The sequence below is a fragment of the Streptomyces sp. NPDC054961 genome (assembly GCF_053609145.1).
The window spans coordinates 20065-38978 of sequence record NZ_JBSGWY010000039.1 but is presented as its reverse complement, the minus strand read 5'-3'; the positions used below and the strand labels follow the sequence as shown (position 1 = coordinate 38978).

Below are 18914 nucleotides of genomic sequence, written 5' to 3'. Positions count from 1 at the left end.
TTGGCAGGATCCCATCGGTCCGGGTCCCGGGTGGTCCTGTTCCGGCGCCCCCGCGCCGCCGAGGATGGAGCCATGACGAACGAGATCGAGATCGCCGCGAACAGTGCCCTGCTGGTCATCGACGTCCAGAAGGGCTTCGACGACGCCGACTTCTGGGGCCCGCGCAACAATCCGGCCGCCGAGGCCAACATCGCCGCCCTCATGGACGCCTGGCAGGAGTCCGGCCGGCCCTTGGTGATCGTCCAGCACGCCTCGCGCCAGACCGGTTCCGTCCTCGCGCCGGACCAGCCGGGGTACGCCCTCAAGGACTTCGTCGCCGAGCGGGCGGAGCGGGCCGCCCTGCACATCACCAAGTCCGTGAACTCCTCCTTCTACGGCACCCCGGACCTGGCCGACTGGCTCACCGAGCAGAACGTCGGACAGGTCGTCGTCGCGGGGATCCAGACCAACATGTGCGTCGAGACCACCGCCCGGATGGCCGGGAACCTGGGCTACGAGGTCCTCGTGCCCCTCGACGCCACCCACACCTTCGACCTGGCCGCCGAAGCCCGCCCGGACGCCCCGCGGCTGACGGCCGACCAGCTCGCCACCGCCACCGCCGTCAACCTCCAGGGCGGCGGGTTCGCCCGGATCGTCACCACCGGCCGGCTCGTCGAAGCGGCCCGCGCCCGCGTCACCGCGTAGGACGCGCACCCCGGACCGCCGGCGCCGCTCCGGTCCACCGGGCCCGGGAAACAGCAGGGGCCCGGACCCCCGGCGTGTGCCAGGGGTCCGGGCCTCCCGCTCCTCAGGCGTGCCGCAGGACGTCGGCCGCGATGTTCGCCGCGACCCGCTCCAGCAGCGGGCCCGCGTTCGCGATGCAGACCGCCGGGTCCGGCTCGATCTCCGTGAGCGGGTACGCCCGCCGGATCCCGGCCGCCCGGAGCGCCTCCTGGGTGAGCAGCAGGCGCCCGCAGACCGCGACGACCTCCTTGCCCGCCGCGCGGGCCGCCGCCGCGACACCGGCCGGAGCCTTGCCGTGCAGGGTCTGCTCGTCCAGCGAGCCCTCACCCGTGATGACCAGCGTCGCCCGCTCCAGGGCCGGCGCGAAGCCCAGCACCTCGAGCATCAGCTCGATGCCGGGACGGAAGGAGGCTCCGAGCAGCAGGGCGCCGTAGCCGATGCCGCCCGCGCCACCGGCGCCGGGCGAGGCCGCCGCCTCCGCGGCCAGGGAGCCGATCGACTTCTCCAGGACCACCGCGAAGTGCGCCAGCGCCGCGTCCAGCGTCGCCACGTCCTCGGGCGACGCCCCCTTCTGCGGGCCGTAGACCGCCGGAGCGCCCTTCGGACCCGTCAGAGGGTTGTCCACGTCACTCGCCAGGACGAAGTCGACCTCCTTGATGCGCGGGTCGATGCCCGACAGGTCGGCCGAGGCCAGACCGGCCAGCGAGCCGCCGCCCGGACCGACCGGTTCACCGTTCGCATCCAGGAACACCGCACCCAGCGCGGCCAGCATGCCCGCGCCGCCGTCGGTGGTGGCGCTGCCGCCCACACCGAAGACGATCGAGCGCGCTCCCGCGTCGAGCGCGGCCTTCAGCAGCTCGCCGGAACCGTAGGTGGTGGCGGTCAGCGGGGCGAAGACACCCGCCGGCAGCAGCTGGAGGCCCGAGGCCTCCGCCATCTCGACCACCGCGGTGCTCCCGCGCACCGCGAAAGCGGCCGTGACCTGGTCGCCGAGGGGTCCGGTGACCCGGACTTCACGGCGTTCGAAACCGGCCGCCACGGCGGCCGCGACCGTACCGTCGCCGCCGTCCGCGACGGGGAGGGTCTCGATTTCCACGCCCGGCACGGCCCTGCGAAGGCCGGCCGTCACCCGCTCCGCGACCTGCACGGCCGTGAGCGAGCCCTTGAATTTGTCCGCGGCGATGAGCACGCGCGCGGTCTCAGTTACTGCTCCGTCCGTCACTTCTGATCCCTTGCTATCGAACAGTGCAGTCGCGCCACCCCTGAGCCTATCCGGAGGATCCTCCTATGCCCATGGGTGGCCTGGGCCACACTCGGCGTGCCATGCCCCTAAATACGGATATACGCCTGCATAGTGTGGCCGCATGCGTACGGATTCACTGGAACAGGCAAGTCCGGATTCCTCCGGCGGGGGACCCGCGGGCCCGGACGACGGCACTCCCGACCGTACTGTCGTGGCCATCGGAGTGATCTCCGTACTCGCCGTCGTCGCCTGGGCGGCGCTCGGCAAGAGTTCCTTCGACACGGCGTCGAGCACGGCGCTGACCTGGGTGCTGAACAACTTCGCCTGGCTCTTCGTGATCGCCGCCGACGTGTTCCTGGTCATGTGCGTGGTCCTCGCGATCAGCCGCTTCGGCCGGATCCGGCTCGGCAGGGACGACTTGGAGCCCGAGTTCACGAACCTCGCGTGGATCGCGATGATGTTCAGCGCGGGCATGGGAATCGGCCTCATGTTCTACGGGGTGGGGGAGCCGCTCACCCACTACCTGAATCCGCCGCCCTCCAGCGGCGCCGCCCCCGGCAGCGGAGAGGCCGCCCGCGCCTCGCTCGACTACTCCTTCTTCCACTGGACCCTCACCCCCTGGGCGATCTACGGGATCGCCGGCCTGGCCCTCGCCTACGCGACCTTCCGCAAGGGCCGCGGCAACCGCCTCAGCTCCGTCTTCGTCCCGCTCATGGGCGCGGAGCGGGCCAACGGCTGGCAGGGCAAGGCCATCGACCTGCTCGCCGTCTTCGCGACCGTCTTCGGCACCGCCACCAGCCTCGGCCTCGGCGCGCTCCAGGTCGCCAAGGGGCTCGAGATCACCGCCGGGGTCGAGGACTCGACCGGCGTCGAGCTGGTCATCATCGCGTCCCTCTCCGGCGCCTTCGTGCTCTCCGCCTTCTCCGGCCTGCACAAGGGCGTCAAATGGCTCAGCACGACCAACATCGTGCTCGCCGGGGCCCTGATGCTCTTCGTCTTCGTCCTCGGTCCGACCGTCTACATCCTCGACGTGATCCCGGCGAGCGTCGGCAGCTACCTGCACGAGCTGCTCCCGATGGCCACCCGGACCGGCGCCTTCACCGACAGCGCCTGGCTCGGCGCGTGGACGATCTTCTACTGGGCCTGGTGGCTCTCCTGGGCGCCGTTCGTCGGCACCTTCATCGCCCGCATCTCGCGCGGCCGCACGATCCGCGAGTTCCTCGTCGGCGTGCTGCTGGTCCCCAGCGGCGCCACCGTCGTCTGGTTCTGCGTCATGGGAGGCACCGCGATCCGGCTCGACTCCACCGGCGTCGCCGACATGGCCTCCAAGGTCAAGGAGGGCACCGAGGCCTCGCTGTTCGCGATGCTCGACGCGCTCCCGCTGGGGACGGTCACCTCGTGGATCGCGATGCTGCTGGTGATGACGTACTTCGTCACCAGCGCCGACTCCGCCTCCCTCGTCATGGGCTCCCTCACCAGCCGGGGCTCGCTCAACCCGCCGACCTGGCTGGTCGTCACCTGGGGCGTGCTGATGGCCGCGGTGGCCGCCGTACTCCTCGTCGCGGGCGGCCTGAAGTCCCTCCAGACGGCCACCATCCTGGTCGCGCTGCCCTTCGTGATCGTGATGCTGCTGCTCTGCTGGGCCCTGGTGAAGGAGCTGCGGGAGGACCCGGGCGCGGGCCCCGTCCGCCACCACCCCCTGCACGGCGTGCGCGACGCGGTCAAGGCCATGGTCGGCGACGCCCTCACCGAACAGGGCCCGGCCAGCCACCCGCGACTGCGCCGCGTGGCCGAGTCGAAGTACCGCGGCCGCGAGGAAGGCGGCACGGGCGGTACGGGTACGGGTGCGGGCGGCCGCGGCGGCGGTCCGGGCGGGGGCGGTCCCGAGACGTGAGCGCCGCCCCCGCGGGACGGTTGGTTAGGGTGGCGGCGTGACCACCACGGATGACTACGCCACCTACATCGCGAGCCTGCCCCGGGTGCTGGCCGGTGCGGCCGCCCTCTACCGGGACACCGAGGGCCGGGTGCTCCTCGTCGAACCCAACTACCGGGAGGGCTGGTCCCTGCCGGGCGGGACCATCGAGTCCGACCGGGGCGAGTCCCCGCGCGCGGCGGCCCGCCGCGAGAGCGCCGAGGAGATCGGCATCGACGTCCCGCTCGGCCGTCTGCTCACCGTCGACTGGAGCCTCGGTACGGACCGGCCCCCGCTGGTCGCGTACCTCTTCGACGGCGGTGTGCTCGACGCGGAGCAGCTCGCCTCGATCAAGCTCCAGGAGGAAGAGCTGATCTCGTGGCGGCTGGTCGAGCCGGCCGAGCTGACGGACTACCTGCCGGGACCGACGGGGCCGCGCACGCAGGAGGCCTACCGGATCCTGCAGTCGGGCGAGGGCACCGCCGAGCTCGAGAACGGGCGCCGGCCGCAGGCCTCGTAGCCCGTCCCGCTCGTTATTTCGTGCCTACACCGAGCAGGACAGAATTCAGCAGATGATCACGATGTACGCCTGGCCCAGCACCGCCGACGGGCCCGACGCCCTGCCCATGGTCCACTTCACCACCGACCAGCAGGCCGGTGGCGAGGTCACCCCCGAGGGGGTGCAGGTCTGGATGTTCGACACCGCGATCCGCGAGGGCGGCTGGGCCCAGTTCACCGATTTCGAGGCATGGTCCGTGCCGGCCGCCGACTGGCAGGCCTACTACCGCCGCGAGGACGACGTCCTCGCCGTCACCGGCCCCGGCTCCTGCGAGGGCTGGTACCAGGGGAGCCTCGGCGCCGACGCCGAGTGGGTGGGCGCGGCCGCCGCCCAGCAGAGCGTGGTGCTGCTGGCCGCCCCCGTGCAGCACCCGTCCCTGTACGGCTACGCGGTCGAGGCCGGCGCCGCCTTCGCGCTGCTGGTCCCGCTCCTGGTGATCTGAGGCGAGGGCCCGGCGACGGCGTTCCCGCGACGGGCTGCCCCCGACGGCGTGCCCGCCACGGCCTGCCCCCGACGGCGTGCCCGGGACGGCCCTCAGAGCTGCTCGGCCCCGGATTCGAAGGCGAGCAGCCGCACCTTGCGGTCGATGCCGCCGCCGTAGCCGGTCATGGAGCCGGAGGACCCGATGACGCGGTGGCACGGCACGATGATGCCCACCGGGTTCTTCCCGTTGGCCAGGCCCACCGCGCGCGAGGCGTTCGGCTTGCCGAGCCGGGCCGCCAGTTCCCCGTACGACCAGGTCTGCCCGTAGGGGATGCGGACGAGCTGCTCCCACACGCTGCGCTGGAAGTCGGTGCCCTCCAGCCGGACGGGGAGGTCGAAGGCGGTGAGCTCCCCGGCGAAGTAGGCGGCCAGCTGCCGCACCACCTCCGGGAAGGGGGCCTCGCCGGCCGCGACCCGCTCGCCGAAGGACTCCTCGGCGGGGCGGTGGCGCTGACCGGTCATGTAGAGGCCGCTGAGGAAGCCGTCGGTGGCGACGAGCGTGAGCGGCCCGTACGGGCTGTCGACGACGGTGTGCTGCTTCACCGTGCTGCTGCTGCGGGACATGGACATGATGCTCGTACTCCTCGGCGGATCGGGCGGGTCGGCGGATCGGGCGGTGCGCGCCGTTCAGGCGGGCAGGACGTTGATGGCGTGGTCCTCGGTGGCCCACAGGTACTGCACCGCGTAGGCGCGCCAGGGCCGCCAGCGCGCCGCGCGGGCCGTGAGCGCCGCCGGCGTGGACGGCAGGCCGAGCCCCTTCGCGGCCCGCCGGATCCCCAGGTCGGCGGGGATGAAGGCGTCCGGGTCGCCCAGCGCCCGCATGGCGATGATCTCGGTGGTCCAGGGCCCGAATCCGGGCAGCGCGGCCAGCCCGGCGCGGGCCGTCTCCCAGTCGCTGTCGATGCCGAGCGGGAGGGACCCGTCGGCGAGCGCCGCGACGAGCGTGGTGAGGGTGGACCGGCGGCTGCGCGGCAGGGCGAGGGCCTGCGGGTCGAGCTCGGCCAGCGCCTGCGAGGACGGGAACAGGTGCGTCAGCCCGCCCTCGGGGTCGGGGTCGCCGACCCGCTCGCCGTGCGCGGTCACCAGCCGGGCGGCGTGCGTGCGGGCGGCCGCCGTGGACACCTGCTGCCCGAGGACGGCCCGTACGGCGAACTCCTCGGCGTCGACCGTGCGGGGCACCCGGCGCCCGGGGGCCTTGGCCACGAGCGGCGCCAGCAGCGGGTCGGAGCTCAGCTGCTCGTCGACGGCCTCGGGGTCGGCGTCGAGGTCCAGGAGCCGCCGGCAGCGGCTGATGGCGATGGTGAGGTCGCGCAGGTCGGTGAGGGCGAGCTGGCAGCCGATGTGGTCGGGCTGCGGGGACAGCGCGACGACGCCGGTGCCGTACGGCAGCCGCAGCGTGCGGCGGTACGCGCCCGCGCGCCACTCCTCGACGCCGGGGACGGCGGTGGCGGCGAGGTGGCCGAAGAGGTTGTCGGGGTTGAGGGGGGTCCGGAAGGGGAGCCGCAGGCTTATCGTGCCGGGCACCTGGGCCTGCTTGGGGCCCTTCTCGGCCCGGGTGCGCAGCTCGCTGGGGGCGAGGGCGAAGACCTCGCGGACGGTGTCGTTGAAGGTCCGGATCGAGGAGAACCCGGCGGCGAAGGCGATGTCGCCCATGGGGAGCTCGGAGGTCTCGATCAGCAGCCGGGCGGTCTGCGCGCGCTGGGCACGGGCCAGGGCGAGGGGCCCGGCGCCGAGCTCGGCGTTGAGCTGGCGCTCCACCTGGCGGGCGGAGTACCCCAGCTTGGCGGCCAGCCCGGGGACGCCCTCGCGGTCCACGACGCCGTCCTGGATGAGCCGCATGGCGCGGGCGACCGCGTCGGCGCGGGCGTTCCACTCCGGGGAGCCGGGGGAGGTGTCGGGACGGCACCGCTTGCAGGCGCGGTAGCCGCTCTGCTGGCAGGCCGCGGCGCTGGGCAGGAAGGTCATGTTCTCGACCTTGGGCGGCACGGCGGGGCAGCTGGGGCGGCAGTAGATCCCGGTGGTCCGGACGGCGGTGAAGAACCAGCCGTCGAAGCGAGCGTCCTTGGACTGGACGGCCCTCACGCAGCGCTCGGTGTCGGTGTACATGGGTCCATCCTCCCGGCGGGCCGATGCCGGGGCTGGCGGTTTTCCGACATCAAGGCTACCCGGGGGTGGCGTGTGCCCACCTGATCCGGCGCCCTGCCCCGCCCTGCCCCGCCCAGCCCCGCCCAGCGGCCGCCGAGGGCCCCGCGCACACGGAAGGGCCCCCGGTCGCCTGGTGGCGGCCGGGGGCCCTCTCGTACGCGTACAGCCGTGCTTACGGGGCCTGCGTGGCCCTCGCCTCACGGCGGTTGTGGCGGAACGTGTTCGCCCGACGGGTCGTCGCGAACAGCGGGATGGTCGCCGCCAGAGCGATCTGCAGCGCGCAGCCCGTCTGGAGCAGCAGCCCGCCGCCCGGGGCGTCGAACGCCCAGGCCGCCAGCAGCCCCATCGCCCCGACGATCCAGCACAGCATCGCCACCGCGAGGACACCCCGCGGCTTGGGGTACTCGACCCGGCTCACCATCAGCCACGCCACCCCGACGATCGCCAGCAGGGTCGGCACGAACGGCAGCTCCAGCAGCACGATCGAGACGACCGTCAGCGCGCCGAAGGGGCTCGGCATGCCCTGGAACATGCCGTCCTTCATCGCCACGCAGCTGAATCTCGCGAGCCGCAGTACGACCGCCAGCAGCACCACGATCGCCGCCAGCGCCGACATCTTCTGGACCGCGTCGTCGGCGACCATGCCGTAGACGAGGACGAAGTACGCGGGCGCCAGCCCGAAGCTGATCAGGTCGGACAGGTTGTCCAGTTCCGCGCCCATCGGCGAGCTGCGCAGCTTGCGGGCCACGATGCCGTCGAAGAGGTCGAAGACCGCCGCGAGCAGCATCAGTATCACGGCCGTCGCGGCGCTGCTGCGGGCCATGCCCGACTCACCGCTGCCGGTGAGGTGCGGGATGAGGATCCCGGTGGTGGTGAAGTACACCGCCATGAATCCGCAGGTCGCGTTGCCGAGGGTGAGGGTGTCCGCTATCGACAGCCGCAGTGACAGCGGCATGTCGTCCTCGGCGGACTCCTCCTCGGACGTGGACGCCTCCGGCACCCAGCCGGTGGCCGGAGTCTCAGGGTCAGTCACGGTCAATTCGGGTCACCCCCGCGGTGGTGGCCTGACCGACCTCGACCGCGACCTCGACACCCTCGGGGAGGTAGATGTCGACGCGGGAGCCGAAGCGGATCAGACCGATGCGTTCGCCCTGCTCCACCTTGGTACCGGCCGGCAGGTACGGGACGATGCGACGCGCGACGGCGCCGGCGATCTGCACCATCTCGATGTCGCCGAGCTCGGTGTCGAAGTGCCAGACGACGCGCTCGTTGTTCTCGCTCTCCTTGTTGAACGCCGGAACGAATCCTCCGGGAACGTGTTCCACGGACGTCACCGTGCCCGCGAGGGGCGCGCGGTTGACGTGGACGTTCAGCGGGCTCATGAAGATCGCGACCCGGGTCCGCCCGTCCTTCCACGGCATGATGCTCTGCACCACACCGTCGGCGGGCGAGATGACCCGGCCCTGCGTGATCTCACGCTCGGGGTCGCGGAAGAACCACAGCATGCCCGCCGCGAGCGCGGTGGTGGGCACGGCCACTGCCGCCCAGCGTCCGGACTTCCGGGCGCGGGTGAGGCTGAGAGCGGCGGTGGCGACGGTCGGCAGAAGCCACGGCGATGCTCCGCGCGCGAGGCGTCCACCGAGGAGGCCGACGCGAGGTGCAGAGGTTTGGCTGTGGGGCATGGATGACCTTCGTAGCGGGTGATGCCGCGCCGCAAACAGGGGGACGGGACGGCGGCTTTACTGGAATGCTATCGGTTGCGCGCAACAACTGGGCAAGCCAGAAGCCGAGTCGATGGCCGTCGGCCAGTGACTGGCAGTGACTCTTTTGCGGAAAACCACAGGATGATCTAGCGCAAAAGGGACTTTCAGCCCTGGATCCGGTACTCCTCGAGCAGGCGTCGCCCGATGATCATTTTCTGGATCTCGGCGGTACCTTCACCGATGAGCAGCATGGGTGCCTCTCGGTAGAGACGCTCGATCTCGTACTCCTTCGAGAAGCCGTAGCCACCGTGGATACGGAACGCGTCTTCCACCACCTCCTTGCAGTACTCGGAGGCGAGGTACTTCGCCATCCCTGCTTCGAGGTCGTTTCGTTCCCCGGAGTCCTTTTTGCGTGCTGCATTTACCATCATCGCATGGGCGGCTTCGACCTTGGTAGCCATCTCGGCCAGCTTGAACTGGATGGCCTGGTGCTCGGCGATGGCCTTGCCGAAAGTATGACGTTGCTGGGCATATGAGACACCCAGCTCGAACGCACGCTGTGCTACGCCGCAGCCACGGGCCGCCACGTTGACGCGGCCGACCTCGACCCCGTCCATCATTTGGTAAAACCCTCGGCCCGTCTGGCCTCCGAGCACCCGATTGGCCGGAATGCGCAGTCCGTCCATGATCAGCTCGGTGGTGTCGACCCCCTTGTAGCCCATCTTGTCGATCTTGCCGGGAATGGTCAGGCCGGGACGGACCTCACCGAAGCCGGCCTCCTTCTCCACGAGGAAGGTCGTCATCGACTTGTGGGCCGCGGTGCCCTCGGGGTGTCCTTCGTCACTTCGGACCAGAACGGCCACCAGCGTGGACGTGCCGCCGTTGGTCAGCCACATCTTCTGGCCGTTCAGGACGTACTCGTCGCCGTCCTTCACCGCCTTGGACGTGATGGCCGACACGTCGGAGCCGAGCGCCGGCTCGGACATCGAGAACGCGCCGCGCACCTCGCCCAGCGCCATGCGCGGGAGGAAGTACTCCTTCTGCTCCTGCGTGCCGTGCTGCTTGAGCATGTACGCCACGATGAAGTGCGTGTTGATGATGCCCGAGACGGACATCCAGCCACGCGCGATCTCCTCGACGCACAGCGCGTAGGTGAGCAGCGACTCACCCAGGCCGCCGTACTCCTCCGGGATCATCAGGCCGAAGAGGCCGAGTTCCTTGAGGCCGTCGACGATCTGCTGCGGGTACTCGTCGCGGTGCTCCAGCTCGGTCGCGACCGGAATGATCTCCTTGTCGACGAACTCCCGGACGGTCTTGAGGATGTCCCTCTGGTCGTCCGTCAGGCCGGCGGTCTGGGCAAGTCGGCTCATGGTTCTACTTCCCCTGTTCCTTCAGCGTGGGGCGGCCGGGCTGCTCGCCGCCGCGCTCCTTGATGTACGTCTCGGTCGGGACCATCACCTTGCGCCGGAAGACGCAGACGAGGGTGCCGTCCTGCTTGTAGCCCTTGGTCTCCACGTAGACGATCCCGCGGTCGTTCTTCGACTTCGACGGGGTCTTGTCGAGGACCGTGGTCTCGCCGTAGATCGTGTCGCCGTGGAAGGTCGGCGCCACGTGCCGCAGGGACTCGATCTCCAGGTTGGCGATGGCCTTCCCGGAGACGTCCGGCACGGACATGCCCAGCAGCAGCGAGTAGATGTAGTTGCCCACGACCACGTTCTTGCCGAAGTCGGTGGTGTTCTCCGCGAAGTTGCTGTCCATGTGGAGCGGGTGGTGGTTCATGGTCAGCAGGCAGAAGAGGTGGTCGTCGTACTCGGTGACCGTCTTTCCGGGCCAGTGCTTGTAGACCGCGCCGATCTCGAACTCTTCGTAGGTGCGTCCGAACTGCATGGTCCTAGGCCTCCGGGATCTCGAACTTGGTGGTGCGCTGCATGCCGGCGGCGCGGCCCTTGCCCGAGATGACCAGGGCCATCTTGCGGCTGGCCTCGTCGATCATCTCGTCGCCGAGCATCGCCGAGCCCTTCTTGCCGCCGGCCTCGGAGGTGCACCAGTCGTACGCGTCGAGGATCAGCTCGGCGTGGTCGTAGTCCTCCTGGGAGGGGGAGAAGACCTCGTTGGCCGCGTCGACCTGGCCGGGGTGCAGCACCCACTTGCCGTCGAAGCCCAGCGCCGCGGCGCGCCCGGCGACCTCGCGGTAGCCGTCGACGTTCTTGATCTGGAGGAAGGGGCCGTCGATCGCCTGCAGGTCGTGCATGCGGGCCGCCATCAGGATCCGCATCAGGATGTAGTGGTAGGCGTCCGCGCCGTAGCCGGGCGGCTGCATGCCCACGACCAGGGACTTCATGTTGATCGAGGCCATGAAGTCGGCCGGACCGAAGATGATCGTCTCCAGCCGCGGCGAGGCGGCGGCGATCGCGTCGACGTTGACCAGGCCCTTGGCGTTCTCGATCTGCGCCTCGATGCCGATCTTGCCGACCTCGAAGCCCATGGTCTTCTCGATCTGCGTCAGCAGCAGGTCGAGGGCCACCACCTGCTGGGCGTCCTGCACCTTCGGCAGCATGATGCAGTCGAGGTTCTGGCCGGCGCCCTCGACGACCGTGATCACGTCGCGGTACGTCCAGTGAGTGGTCCAGTCGTTGACGCGCACCACGCGGGTCTTGCCGGTCCAGTCGCCCTGGTTCAGCGCCTCCACGATCGTGTGGCGGGCACCTTCCTTGGCGAGCGGGGCGCAGGCGTCCTCCAGGTCGAGGAAGACCTGGTCGGCCGGCAGGCCCTGGGCCTTCTCCAGGAACCGGGGGTTGGAACCCGGCACCGCGAGGCAGGAGCGGCGCGGCCGCAGCCGGTTGACCGGGGAAGAGGGCGTGGTCATGCGGGGACCTCCGTGCTTGCAGCTGTGTCGATGGCGTCGTTGGTGTGGCTGTCGTCGGCGTCGCCGAGCGGGTGGAGCTTGTTCGCCTTGCGGATCTCGTCGACGATACGGCCGATGATCTCCGTGATGCCGAAGTCCTTCGGGGTGAACACGGCGGCCACCCCGGCGGCCTTGAGGGCCACGGCGTCGGCATTCGGAATGATGCCTCCGAGGACGACGGGGATGTCACCCGCCCCCGCCGCACGCAGGCGCTCCAGCACGTCCGGCACGAGCGCGCTGTGCGAGCCGGACAGGATGGACAGTCCCACGCAGTGCACGTCCTCGGCCAGCGCCGCCGAGGAGATCTCCTCGGGGGTCAGCCGGATGCCCTGGTAGACCACCTCGAAACCGGCGTCACGGGCGCGTACGGCGATCTGCTCGGCCCCGTTGGAGTGCCCGTCCAGGCCGGGCTTGCCGACCAGCAGGCGCAGCCGGCCGGAGCCCAGCTCCTCGGCGGTGCGGGAGACCTTCGCGCGGACGAGGGCCATGGGGGTCCCCTCCTCGGCGGTCACGGCCACCGGGGCCGAGGAGACCCCCGTCGGCGCCCGGAACTCCCCGAACACCTCGCGCAGCGCGCTCGACCACTCGCCGGTGGTGACACCGGCGCGGGCGCACTCCAGGGTGGCTTCCATCAGGTTCTCGGTCCCGGCGGCGGCCTCCTTCAGCCGGTCCAGGGCCTGCATGACCGTCGGGAAGACGAACGGGTCGCCCTCGCCCTGCCGGTCCGAGGACTCCTGGCGCTCGGACCTCCAGCGGCCGATCCGCTCGACGGTCTGCGCCTCCAGGGTCCCGTCCACCGTCATGATGGCGCCGTCGAGGTCCGCGGTGAGCGGGTTCTCCTCGGTCTGCTGGAAGCAGTTGACGCCGACGATCTTGTCCTTGCCGTCCTCGATCCGGGCCCGCCGCTCGGCGTGCGAGGAGACGAGCTCGCCCTTCAGGTATCCGGACTCGACGGCCGCCATCGCGCCGCCCATCTCCTGGATCCGGTCGATCTCCGCCAGGCACTCGGCCACCAGGGAGTCGACCTTGGCCTCGATGACGTGGGAGCCGGCGAAGATGTCCTCGTACTCCAGCAGGTCGCTCTCGTGGGCCAGGACCTGCTGGATGCGCAGCGACCACTGCTGGTCCCAGGGCCGGGGCAGGCCCAGCGCCTCGTTCCAGGCCGGCAGCTGCACGGCGCGGGCGCGGGCGTCCTTGGAGAGGGTGACCGCGAGCATCTCCAGCACGATGCGCTGGACGTTGTTCTCCGGCTGCGCCTCGGTCAGGCCCAGGGAGTTGACCTGGACGCCGTAGCGGAAGCGGCGCTGCTTGTCGTTCTCGATGCCGTAGCGCTCACGGGTGACCTGGTCCCAGATGCGGCCGAAGGCGCGCATCTTGCACATCTCCTCGATGAAGCGGACGCCCGCGTTCACGAAGAAGGAGATACGGGCGACGACCTCGCCGAAGCGCTCCTCGGGCACCTGGCCCGAGTCGCGCACCGAGTCCAGGACGGCGATCGCGGTGGACATCGCGTACGAGATCTCCTGGACCGGGGTGGCCCCGGCCTCCTGGAGGTGGTACGAGCAGATGTTGATCGGGTTCCACTTCGGGATGTGGTTGACCGTGTACGCGATCATGTCCGTCGTCAGCCGGAGCGACGGCCCGGGCGGGAAGACGTGCGTCCCGCGCGAGAGGTACTCCTTGACGATGTCGTTCTGGGTGGTGCCCTGGAGCAGGGAGACGTCGGCTCCCTGCTCCTCGGCGGCCACCTGGTAGAGCGCCAGCAGCCACATGGCGGTGGCGTTGATCGTCATCGAGGTGTTCATCTGTTCCAGGGGGATGTCCTGGAACAGCCGCCGCATGTCGCCCAGGTGGGAGACGGGGACCCCGACCCGGCCCACCTCGCCGCGGGCGAGGATGTGGTCCGGGTCGTAGCCGGTCTGCGTCGGCAGGTCGAAGGCCACCGACAGGCCGGTCTGCCCCTTGGCGAGGTTGCGGCGGTACAGCTCGTTGGACGCCTCGGCCGTGGAGTGGCCGGCGTACGTCCGCATGAGCCACGGACGGTCTTTCTGGCGCTCTGTCATCTCAGGCGATCCTTATGGCCTTTGAGCGGACTCAGACGTTGCGGAAGCGGTTGATCGCGTCGAGGTGCTGCGCGCGCAGCTCGTGGTCGCGGATGCCGAGGCCCTCTTCCGGGGCGAGGGCGAGGACGCCGACCTTGCCCTGGTGCAGGTTGCGGTGGACGTCGTAGGCGGCCTGCCCGGTGTCTTCCAGGGAGTAGACCTTGGAAAGGGTGGGGTGGATCTTGCCCTTGGCGACCAGGCGGTTGGCTTCCCAGGCTTCGCGGTAGTTGGCGAAGTGCGAGCCGATGATCTTCTTGAGGGACATCCACAGGTAGCGGTTGTCGTACTCGTGCATGTAGCCGGAGGTGGAGGCGCAGGTGGTGATGGTGCCGCCCTTGCGGGTGACGTACACCGAGGCGCCGAAGGTCTCGCGGCCCGGGTGCTCGAAGACGATGTCGATGTCCTCGCCGCCGGTCAGCTCGCGGATGCGCTTGCCGAAGCGCTTCCACTCCTTGGGGTCCTGGGTGTGCTCGTCCTTCCAGAACTTGTAGCCCTCGGCGTTGCGGTCGATGACCGCCGTGGCGCCCATCGCGCGGCAGATGTCCGCCTTCTCCGGGGAGGAGACGACGCAGATCGGGTTGGCGCCGCCGGCCAGCGCGAACTGGGTGGCGTAGGAGCCGAGGCCGCCGCTGGCGCCCCAGATCAGGACGTTGTCGCCCTGCTTCATGCCGGCGCCGTTGCGGGAGACCAGCTGGCGGTACGCGGTCGAGTTGACCAGGCCCGGGGAGGCGGCCTCCTCCCAGCTGAGGTGGTCCGGCTTGGGCATCAGCTGGTTCGACTTGACCAGGGCGATCTCGGCGAGGCCGCCGAAGTTGGTCTCGAAGCCCCAGATGCGCTGCTCGGGGTCGAGCATCGTGTCGTTGTGGCCGTCCGAGGACTCCAGCTCGACCGAGAGGCAGTGCGCGACGACCTCGTCGCCCGGCTTCCAGGCGTTGACGCCGGGACCGGTGCGCAGGACGACGCCCGCGAGGTCGGAACCGATGACGTGGTACGGCAGGTCGTGGCGCTTGGTGAGCTCCGAGAGGCGCCCGTAGCGCTCCAGGAAGCTGAAGGTGGACACCGGCTCGAAGATCGAGGTCCACACCGAGTTGTAGTTGACCGAAGAGGCCATGACGGCCACCAGGGCCTCGCCCGGGCCGAGCTCCGGCACCGGGACCTGGTCCAGGTGCAGGGACTTGCGCGGGTCCTTCTCGCGGGTGGTGAGCCCGGCGAACATCTCCGCCTCGTCCTTGTGCACGGTGATCGCGCGGTACGAGTCGGGGAGCGGCAGGGCTGCGAAGTCGGCGGACGAAGCGCTCTGCGACTGGATCGCGTCCAGGATGTCCTTCACGGTGTTGCCTCCGGCCGTGCGCTGATGAGGGTGCGCTGAGGTAGACGGGTTGCGTGGAGCGGTGGGGTTTTCGGGGCGCCGTCGATTCGGCTGGGGTGCTGCTGCGCGTTGCCCGTGGTGGGGCGTTGCGGGGGCCTGGTGACGCAGGCATCCGGGGCGCGTTCCGTGCCGAGTGGGCTGGGCCGCGGGGACATCCGGACAAGATTTAACGTATGGCACCCCGTGTCACTCAGCAAGGCACCGCGTGCCAAAACTTTCTCTCATTCGTGGATTGACCTGCACGGATGAGCGATGATCGATCAGAGTTACCGGCGAGTAGGGGCAACCCGGACAAACGAAAGCGGCCGCCCCCGGAACGGGAGCGGCCACTGTGACGCGAGCTACACGCGAGCTAGACGCAAGCTGTGCGCGAGTCGTACGCGCGGGAAGGGCGAGCTTCTACGGCTTGTTCCTCAATGCTTCCTCGATGGTCCGCATGACCTCGTCCAGCGGGGCGTCGGTACGGGCCACCGCCACCAGCACCTCGCCCTGGGTACGGACCGCGGCCGCTGCCGGGGCCCCGGCCACCGTGGCACCCTGGGCCGGAGCGGGGGCGTGTGCCGCCGTGCCCGAGCCCAGCGTGCGCCCCGCGCCGATCCCGGAGCCGAAGGTCTTGCGCACGATCGAGAAGGCGTGGTCCAGCTGCGCCTCGACGTCCCCCTGGCCGCCCGCCCGGAGCCAGCGCCGCAGCACGTGGTTGTGGGCCGTGACCACCGCCGAGGCGGCCACCTCGGCCAGCAGCGGGTCGTCGTTGCCGTCGTGGTGGTCCTGCTCGTCGAAGTGCGCGAGCAGATAGCGGGTGAACAGCCGCTCGTAACGGGCGACCGAGGCGATCTCCCGCTCCCGCAGCGCCGGCACCTCGCGGGTGAGCCGGTAGCGCTCCACCGACACCGCCGGCGAGGCGGCGTACATCTTCATGACCTCCTTGATCCCCCGGCACACCGTGTCGAGCGGGTGCTCGTGGGCCGGCGCCACGTCGAGGACGGCCTCGGCGCGGGTCAGGGTGTCGTCGTGGTCCGGGAAGATCGCCTCTTCCTTGGACCGGAAGTGCCGGAAGAAGGTCCGGCGCGCCACCCCGGCCGTCGCGGCGATCTCGTCGACCGTCGTCGCCTCGTACCCCTTGGTCGCGAACAGCTCCATCGCGGCCGCCGCCAGCTCGCGGCGCATCTTGAGCCGCTGCGCGGCCGCCTTGGTGCCGGCCGGGCTCTCCGTGGCGTCGGAGGCCGAGGAGGCGCGGGTCGAGGTCTTGGCGGGCTGGGACATAGAGCGAAAGTACTTCATTTGTGCGGGAGAGCGTTCCCGAGGGTGGTGGGGCCTTGGTGGATGCGGGGGAGAGCCCGCACTGGGCTCGGAAGGTACGGCCTGCCGTGAGGGTCCGGCAGACCCGAGCAGCCCTCCCCACGCATCCGGCTCGATGGCCCGCCGTCGGTTACCGGCGGGGGGCGTACTCACGGAATCCGCGGCCGGTCTTCCGGCCCAGGCAGCCCGCCGCCACGAGGTGCTCCAGCAGCGGGGACGGGGCCAGGCCCGGGTCGCGGAACTCCTTGTGCAGGACCTGCTCGATGGCCAGCGACACGTCCAGGCCGACCACGTCGAGGAGCTCGAAGGGCCCCATCGGGTAGCCGCCGCCCAGCTTCATCGCCGCGTCGATGTCGTCGATGCCGGCGTAGTGCTGCTCGACCATCTTGATCGCGTTGTTGAGGTATGGGAACAACAGCGCGTTCACGATGAAGCCCGCGCGGTCCCCGCAGTCCACCGCGTGCTTGCGCACCTTGGCGCAGATCCCGCGGACCGTGGCGTGCACGTCGTCGGAGGTCAGGACCGTCCGGACCACCTCGACCAGCTTCATCGCCGGAGCCGGGTTGAAGAAGTGCATGCCGATCACGTCCTGCGGACGCGAGGTCGCGCGGGCGATCGCGATCACCGGCAGCGAGGAGGTCGTGGTGGCCAGCACCGCGCCGGGCTTGCAGACCTTGTCCAGGGCCTGGAAGAGCTCCTGCTTCACCGCGAGGTCCTCGGCGACGGCCTCGACGGCCAGGTCCACCTCGGAGAACGCCTCCAGCGAACCCGCCGCCGTGATCCGGTCCATGGTGGCCGCGGCGGCCTGCTCCGTCAGCCGGCCCCTGTCCACCGCACGGGACAGGGACTTGCCGATGGCGGCCTTCGCCGCGTCCGCCTTCTGCTGGCTCCGGGCCGCGAGCACCACGGGGAAGCCGGCCTGGGCGAAGACCTGGGCGATGCCGCTCGCCATGGTGCCCGAACCGGCCACGCCGACCGAGTTCACCGGACGGCTCGCGCGGACCAGGTCGCCGTCCGGCGGGGTCTGCAGGTCGCGGACGATGACCTGGCTGCCCGGGGCCTCGTACGTGTAGAAGCCGCGCCCGGACTTCTGGCCGGTCAGGCCCGCCTCGGCGAGGTGGCCGAGGATCGGGGCCGGAGCGTGCAGCCGGTCGCCGGAGGACGCGTACATGGCCTCAAGGACGGTGCGCGCGGTGTCCACGCCGATCAGGTCGAGCAGCGCGAGCGGGCCCATCGGCAGGCCGCAGCCCAGCCGCATGGCCGCGTCGATGTCCTCGCGGGAGGCGTACTTCGCCTCGTACATGGCGGCGGCCTGGTTGAGGTAGCCGAACAGCAGGCCGTCGGCGACGAAACCGGGCCGGTCGCCGACCGCGACGGGCTCCTTGCCGAGCTGGCGGGCGAGCTCGGTGACCGCCTCGACGGCCGGCGGGGCCGTCAGCACGCTGGAGACGACCTCGACCAGCTTCATCGCCGGGACCGGGTTGAAGAAGTGCAGGCCGACCACGCGCTCCGGGCGCTGCGACTCGGCGGCCATCCGCGTGACCGACAGGGCGTTGGTGCCGGTGGCCAGGATCGCGCCGGGCCGGACGATCGCGTCGAGCTCGCGGAAGACGCGCTGCTTGAGCTCGTAGGACTCGGGAACGACCTCGATGACGAGATCGGCCTCGGCGGCGGCGCCCAGCTCGGAGAAGGTGCGGAACCGGGCGAGCACGCCCTCGCGCTCCTGCTCGGTGAGCTGCCCCTTGACCACGGAGCGGGCGGTGGAGGCGGCCAGGGCCGCGGTGGCGCGGCGGGCGGCGGCGTCGCTGATGTCGATGCCGACGACCTCGCGGCCGGCGCGGGCGAGCACCTCGGCGATGCCGGTGCCCATGGTGCCGAGGCCGACGACGGCGATGGTCTGCAGGGCCGGCTGGGAGGAGGGGGAGGACTGACTGGACGTGGACGGAAGGTCCATCGCGGGACTCCAGTGGAAGAGGGTGACGACTGAGGGAGCGCGCGGCGCACGGCGCGCGCGGATGCCGTACGGAAAGCCGTGCGGAGATGCCCGGGGAACCCTGAGGGAGGGAGCCCGGAGCCCGTGGGGAAGGTGCCCGTGGGGAAGCCCGACGGCGGATGCCCGCGGGCGTCGGCCCGGGGAAAGCCCGGAGGGCGGAAACGGCGGAGCCCTGTCCCGGGGTCACGCCGTGAAGGTGGTGCTGAGGTCGTGCAGAACCGACTGGCACGAGGGGGCTGCGTCACCAGGCCGCCCTCGTACGTGTTGTAGCGACAGTAACCCGTCGGTAACTGGTCCGCCAGAGCGCGGAGATGTGACCTGTACCGCCCAAATGTACCGATCATCGATCATCGATCAACCGCAGTGCCGGAACCCGGCGCGGCGGCCGCCGCCGGCCCCCACCCGTGCCGCGCGAAACAACCAGTGGTAAGAAACCCCGCGGAGCGCCCACCGAGGCCCCAAAAAAAAGCACGAGGAA

General features: G+C 70.6%; 16 protein-coding genes. 4 read left to right on the top strand and 12 right to left on the bottom strand.

What is annotated here, in order from left to right; translation table 11 throughout:
• Nucleotides 1-72: 72 nt before the first annotated feature.
• Nucleotides 73-684, top strand: a complete 612-nt coding sequence (locus ACWF9Z_RS28540) for a cysteine hydrolase family protein (RefSeq protein ID WP_453606487.1) — start codon at nt 73-75, stop codon at nt 682-684.
• A 103-nt stretch (nt 685-787) separates the two neighbouring features.
• Here the strand turns inward: ACWF9Z_RS28540 and ACWF9Z_RS28535 are convergent, their stop codons facing one another.
• Nucleotides 788-1945, bottom strand: a complete 1158-nt coding sequence (locus ACWF9Z_RS28535) for a glycerate kinase (protein ID WP_453606485.1) — start codon at nt 1943-1945, stop codon at nt 788-790.
• A gap of 142 nt (nt 1946-2087) precedes the next feature.
• Here ACWF9Z_RS28535 and ACWF9Z_RS28530 point away from each other — a divergent pair, with 142 nt between their 5' ends.
• The 3 genes from ACWF9Z_RS28530 to ACWF9Z_RS28520 are packed head-to-tail and all read left to right on the top strand — an operon-like array spanning nt 2088 to nt 4879.
• A complete protein-coding gene (locus ACWF9Z_RS28530) occupies nt 2088-3860 on the top strand; it encodes a BCCT family transporter (protein WP_453606483.1) in 1773 nt (590 codons plus the stop codon).
• A 37-nt stretch (nt 3861-3897) separates the two neighbouring features.
• The gene (locus ACWF9Z_RS28525) at nt 3898-4398 is read left to right on the top strand and encodes an NUDIX domain-containing protein (RefSeq protein ID WP_453606481.1); all 501 of its coding nucleotides are present in this window, start codon (nt 3898-3900) and stop codon (nt 4396-4398) included.
• Nucleotides 4399-4450: 52 nt separating this feature from the next.
• The gene (locus tag ACWF9Z_RS28520; RefSeq protein WP_453606480.1) at nt 4451-4879 is read left to right on the top strand and encodes a hypothetical protein; all 429 of its coding nucleotides are present in this window, start codon (nt 4451-4453) and stop codon (nt 4877-4879) included.
• Between the two features lie 92 nt (nt 4880-4971).
• Here ACWF9Z_RS28520 and ACWF9Z_RS28515 read toward each other — a convergent pair whose 3' ends face one another.
• From ACWF9Z_RS28515 to ACWF9Z_RS28465, 11 genes are all read right to left on the bottom strand, one after another.
• Nucleotides 4972-5490, bottom strand: a complete 519-nt coding sequence (locus ACWF9Z_RS28515; protein WP_453606479.1) for a methylated-DNA--[protein]-cysteine S-methyltransferase — start codon at nt 5488-5490, stop codon at nt 4972-4974.
• Between the two features lie 57 nt (nt 5491-5547).
• On the bottom strand, nt 5548-7026 hold the full coding sequence (locus tag ACWF9Z_RS28510) for an AlkA N-terminal domain-containing protein (protein ID WP_453606478.1): 1479 nt from the start codon (nt 7024-7026) through the stop codon (nt 5548-5550).
• Nucleotides 7027-7237: 211 nt separating this feature from the next.
• The gene (gene pssA, locus ACWF9Z_RS28505; RefSeq protein WP_453606583.1) at nt 7238-8020 is read right to left on the bottom strand and encodes a CDP-diacylglycerol--serine O-phosphatidyltransferase; all 783 of its coding nucleotides are present in this window, start codon (nt 8018-8020) and stop codon (nt 7238-7240) included.
• Between the two features lie 70 nt (nt 8021-8090).
• The gene (locus ACWF9Z_RS28500) at nt 8091-8747 is read right to left on the bottom strand and encodes a phosphatidylserine decarboxylase (protein ID WP_328301641.1); all 657 of its coding nucleotides are present in this window, start codon (nt 8745-8747) and stop codon (nt 8091-8093) included.
• 185 nt (nt 8748-8932) lie between these two features.
• Nucleotides 8933-10138, bottom strand: a complete 1206-nt coding sequence (locus ACWF9Z_RS28495) for an acyl-CoA dehydrogenase family protein (protein ID WP_356652072.1) — start codon at nt 10136-10138, stop codon at nt 8933-8935.
• Between the two features lie 4 nt (nt 10139-10142).
• Nucleotides 10143-10655, bottom strand: coding sequence for a MaoC family dehydratase (locus ACWF9Z_RS28490; RefSeq protein WP_453606476.1), 513 nt, complete (start codon nt 10653-10655; stop codon nt 10143-10145).
• Between the two features lie 4 nt (nt 10656-10659).
• Nucleotides 10660-11634 carry an HpcH/HpaI aldolase/citrate lyase family protein gene (locus tag ACWF9Z_RS28485; protein ID WP_327256009.1) on the bottom strand — a complete coding sequence of 325 codons (975 nt, stop codon included), beginning with the start codon at nt 11632-11634 and terminating at the stop codon, nt 10660-10662.
• Nucleotides 11631-13736, bottom strand: a complete 2106-nt coding sequence (locus tag ACWF9Z_RS28480) for a protein meaA (RefSeq protein ID WP_453606474.1) — start codon at nt 13734-13736, stop codon at nt 11631-11633. Before ACWF9Z_RS28480 ends, ACWF9Z_RS28485 begins: the two co-directional genes overlap by 4 nt.
• A 31-nt stretch (nt 13737-13767) precedes the next feature.
• Nucleotides 13768-15105 (bottom strand): crotonyl-CoA carboxylase/reductase, encoded by a 1338-nt coding sequence (gene ccrA / locus ACWF9Z_RS28475; RefSeq protein WP_453606472.1) that lies wholly within the window; start codon nt 15103-15105, stop codon nt 13768-13770.
• Nucleotides 15106-15543: 438 nt separating this feature from the next.
• Nucleotides 15544-16407, bottom strand: coding sequence for a TetR family transcriptional regulator (locus ACWF9Z_RS28470; protein ID WP_453606470.1), 864 nt, complete (start codon nt 16405-16407; stop codon nt 15544-15546).
• A gap of 166 nt (nt 16408-16573) precedes the next feature.
• Nucleotides 16574-18397: a 3-hydroxyacyl-CoA dehydrogenase family protein gene (locus ACWF9Z_RS28465; protein ID WP_453606469.1), complete on the bottom strand. Its 1824-nt coding sequence runs from the start codon at nt 18395-18397 to the stop codon at nt 16574-16576.
• Between the last annotated feature and the right edge of the window lie 517 nt (nt 18398-18914).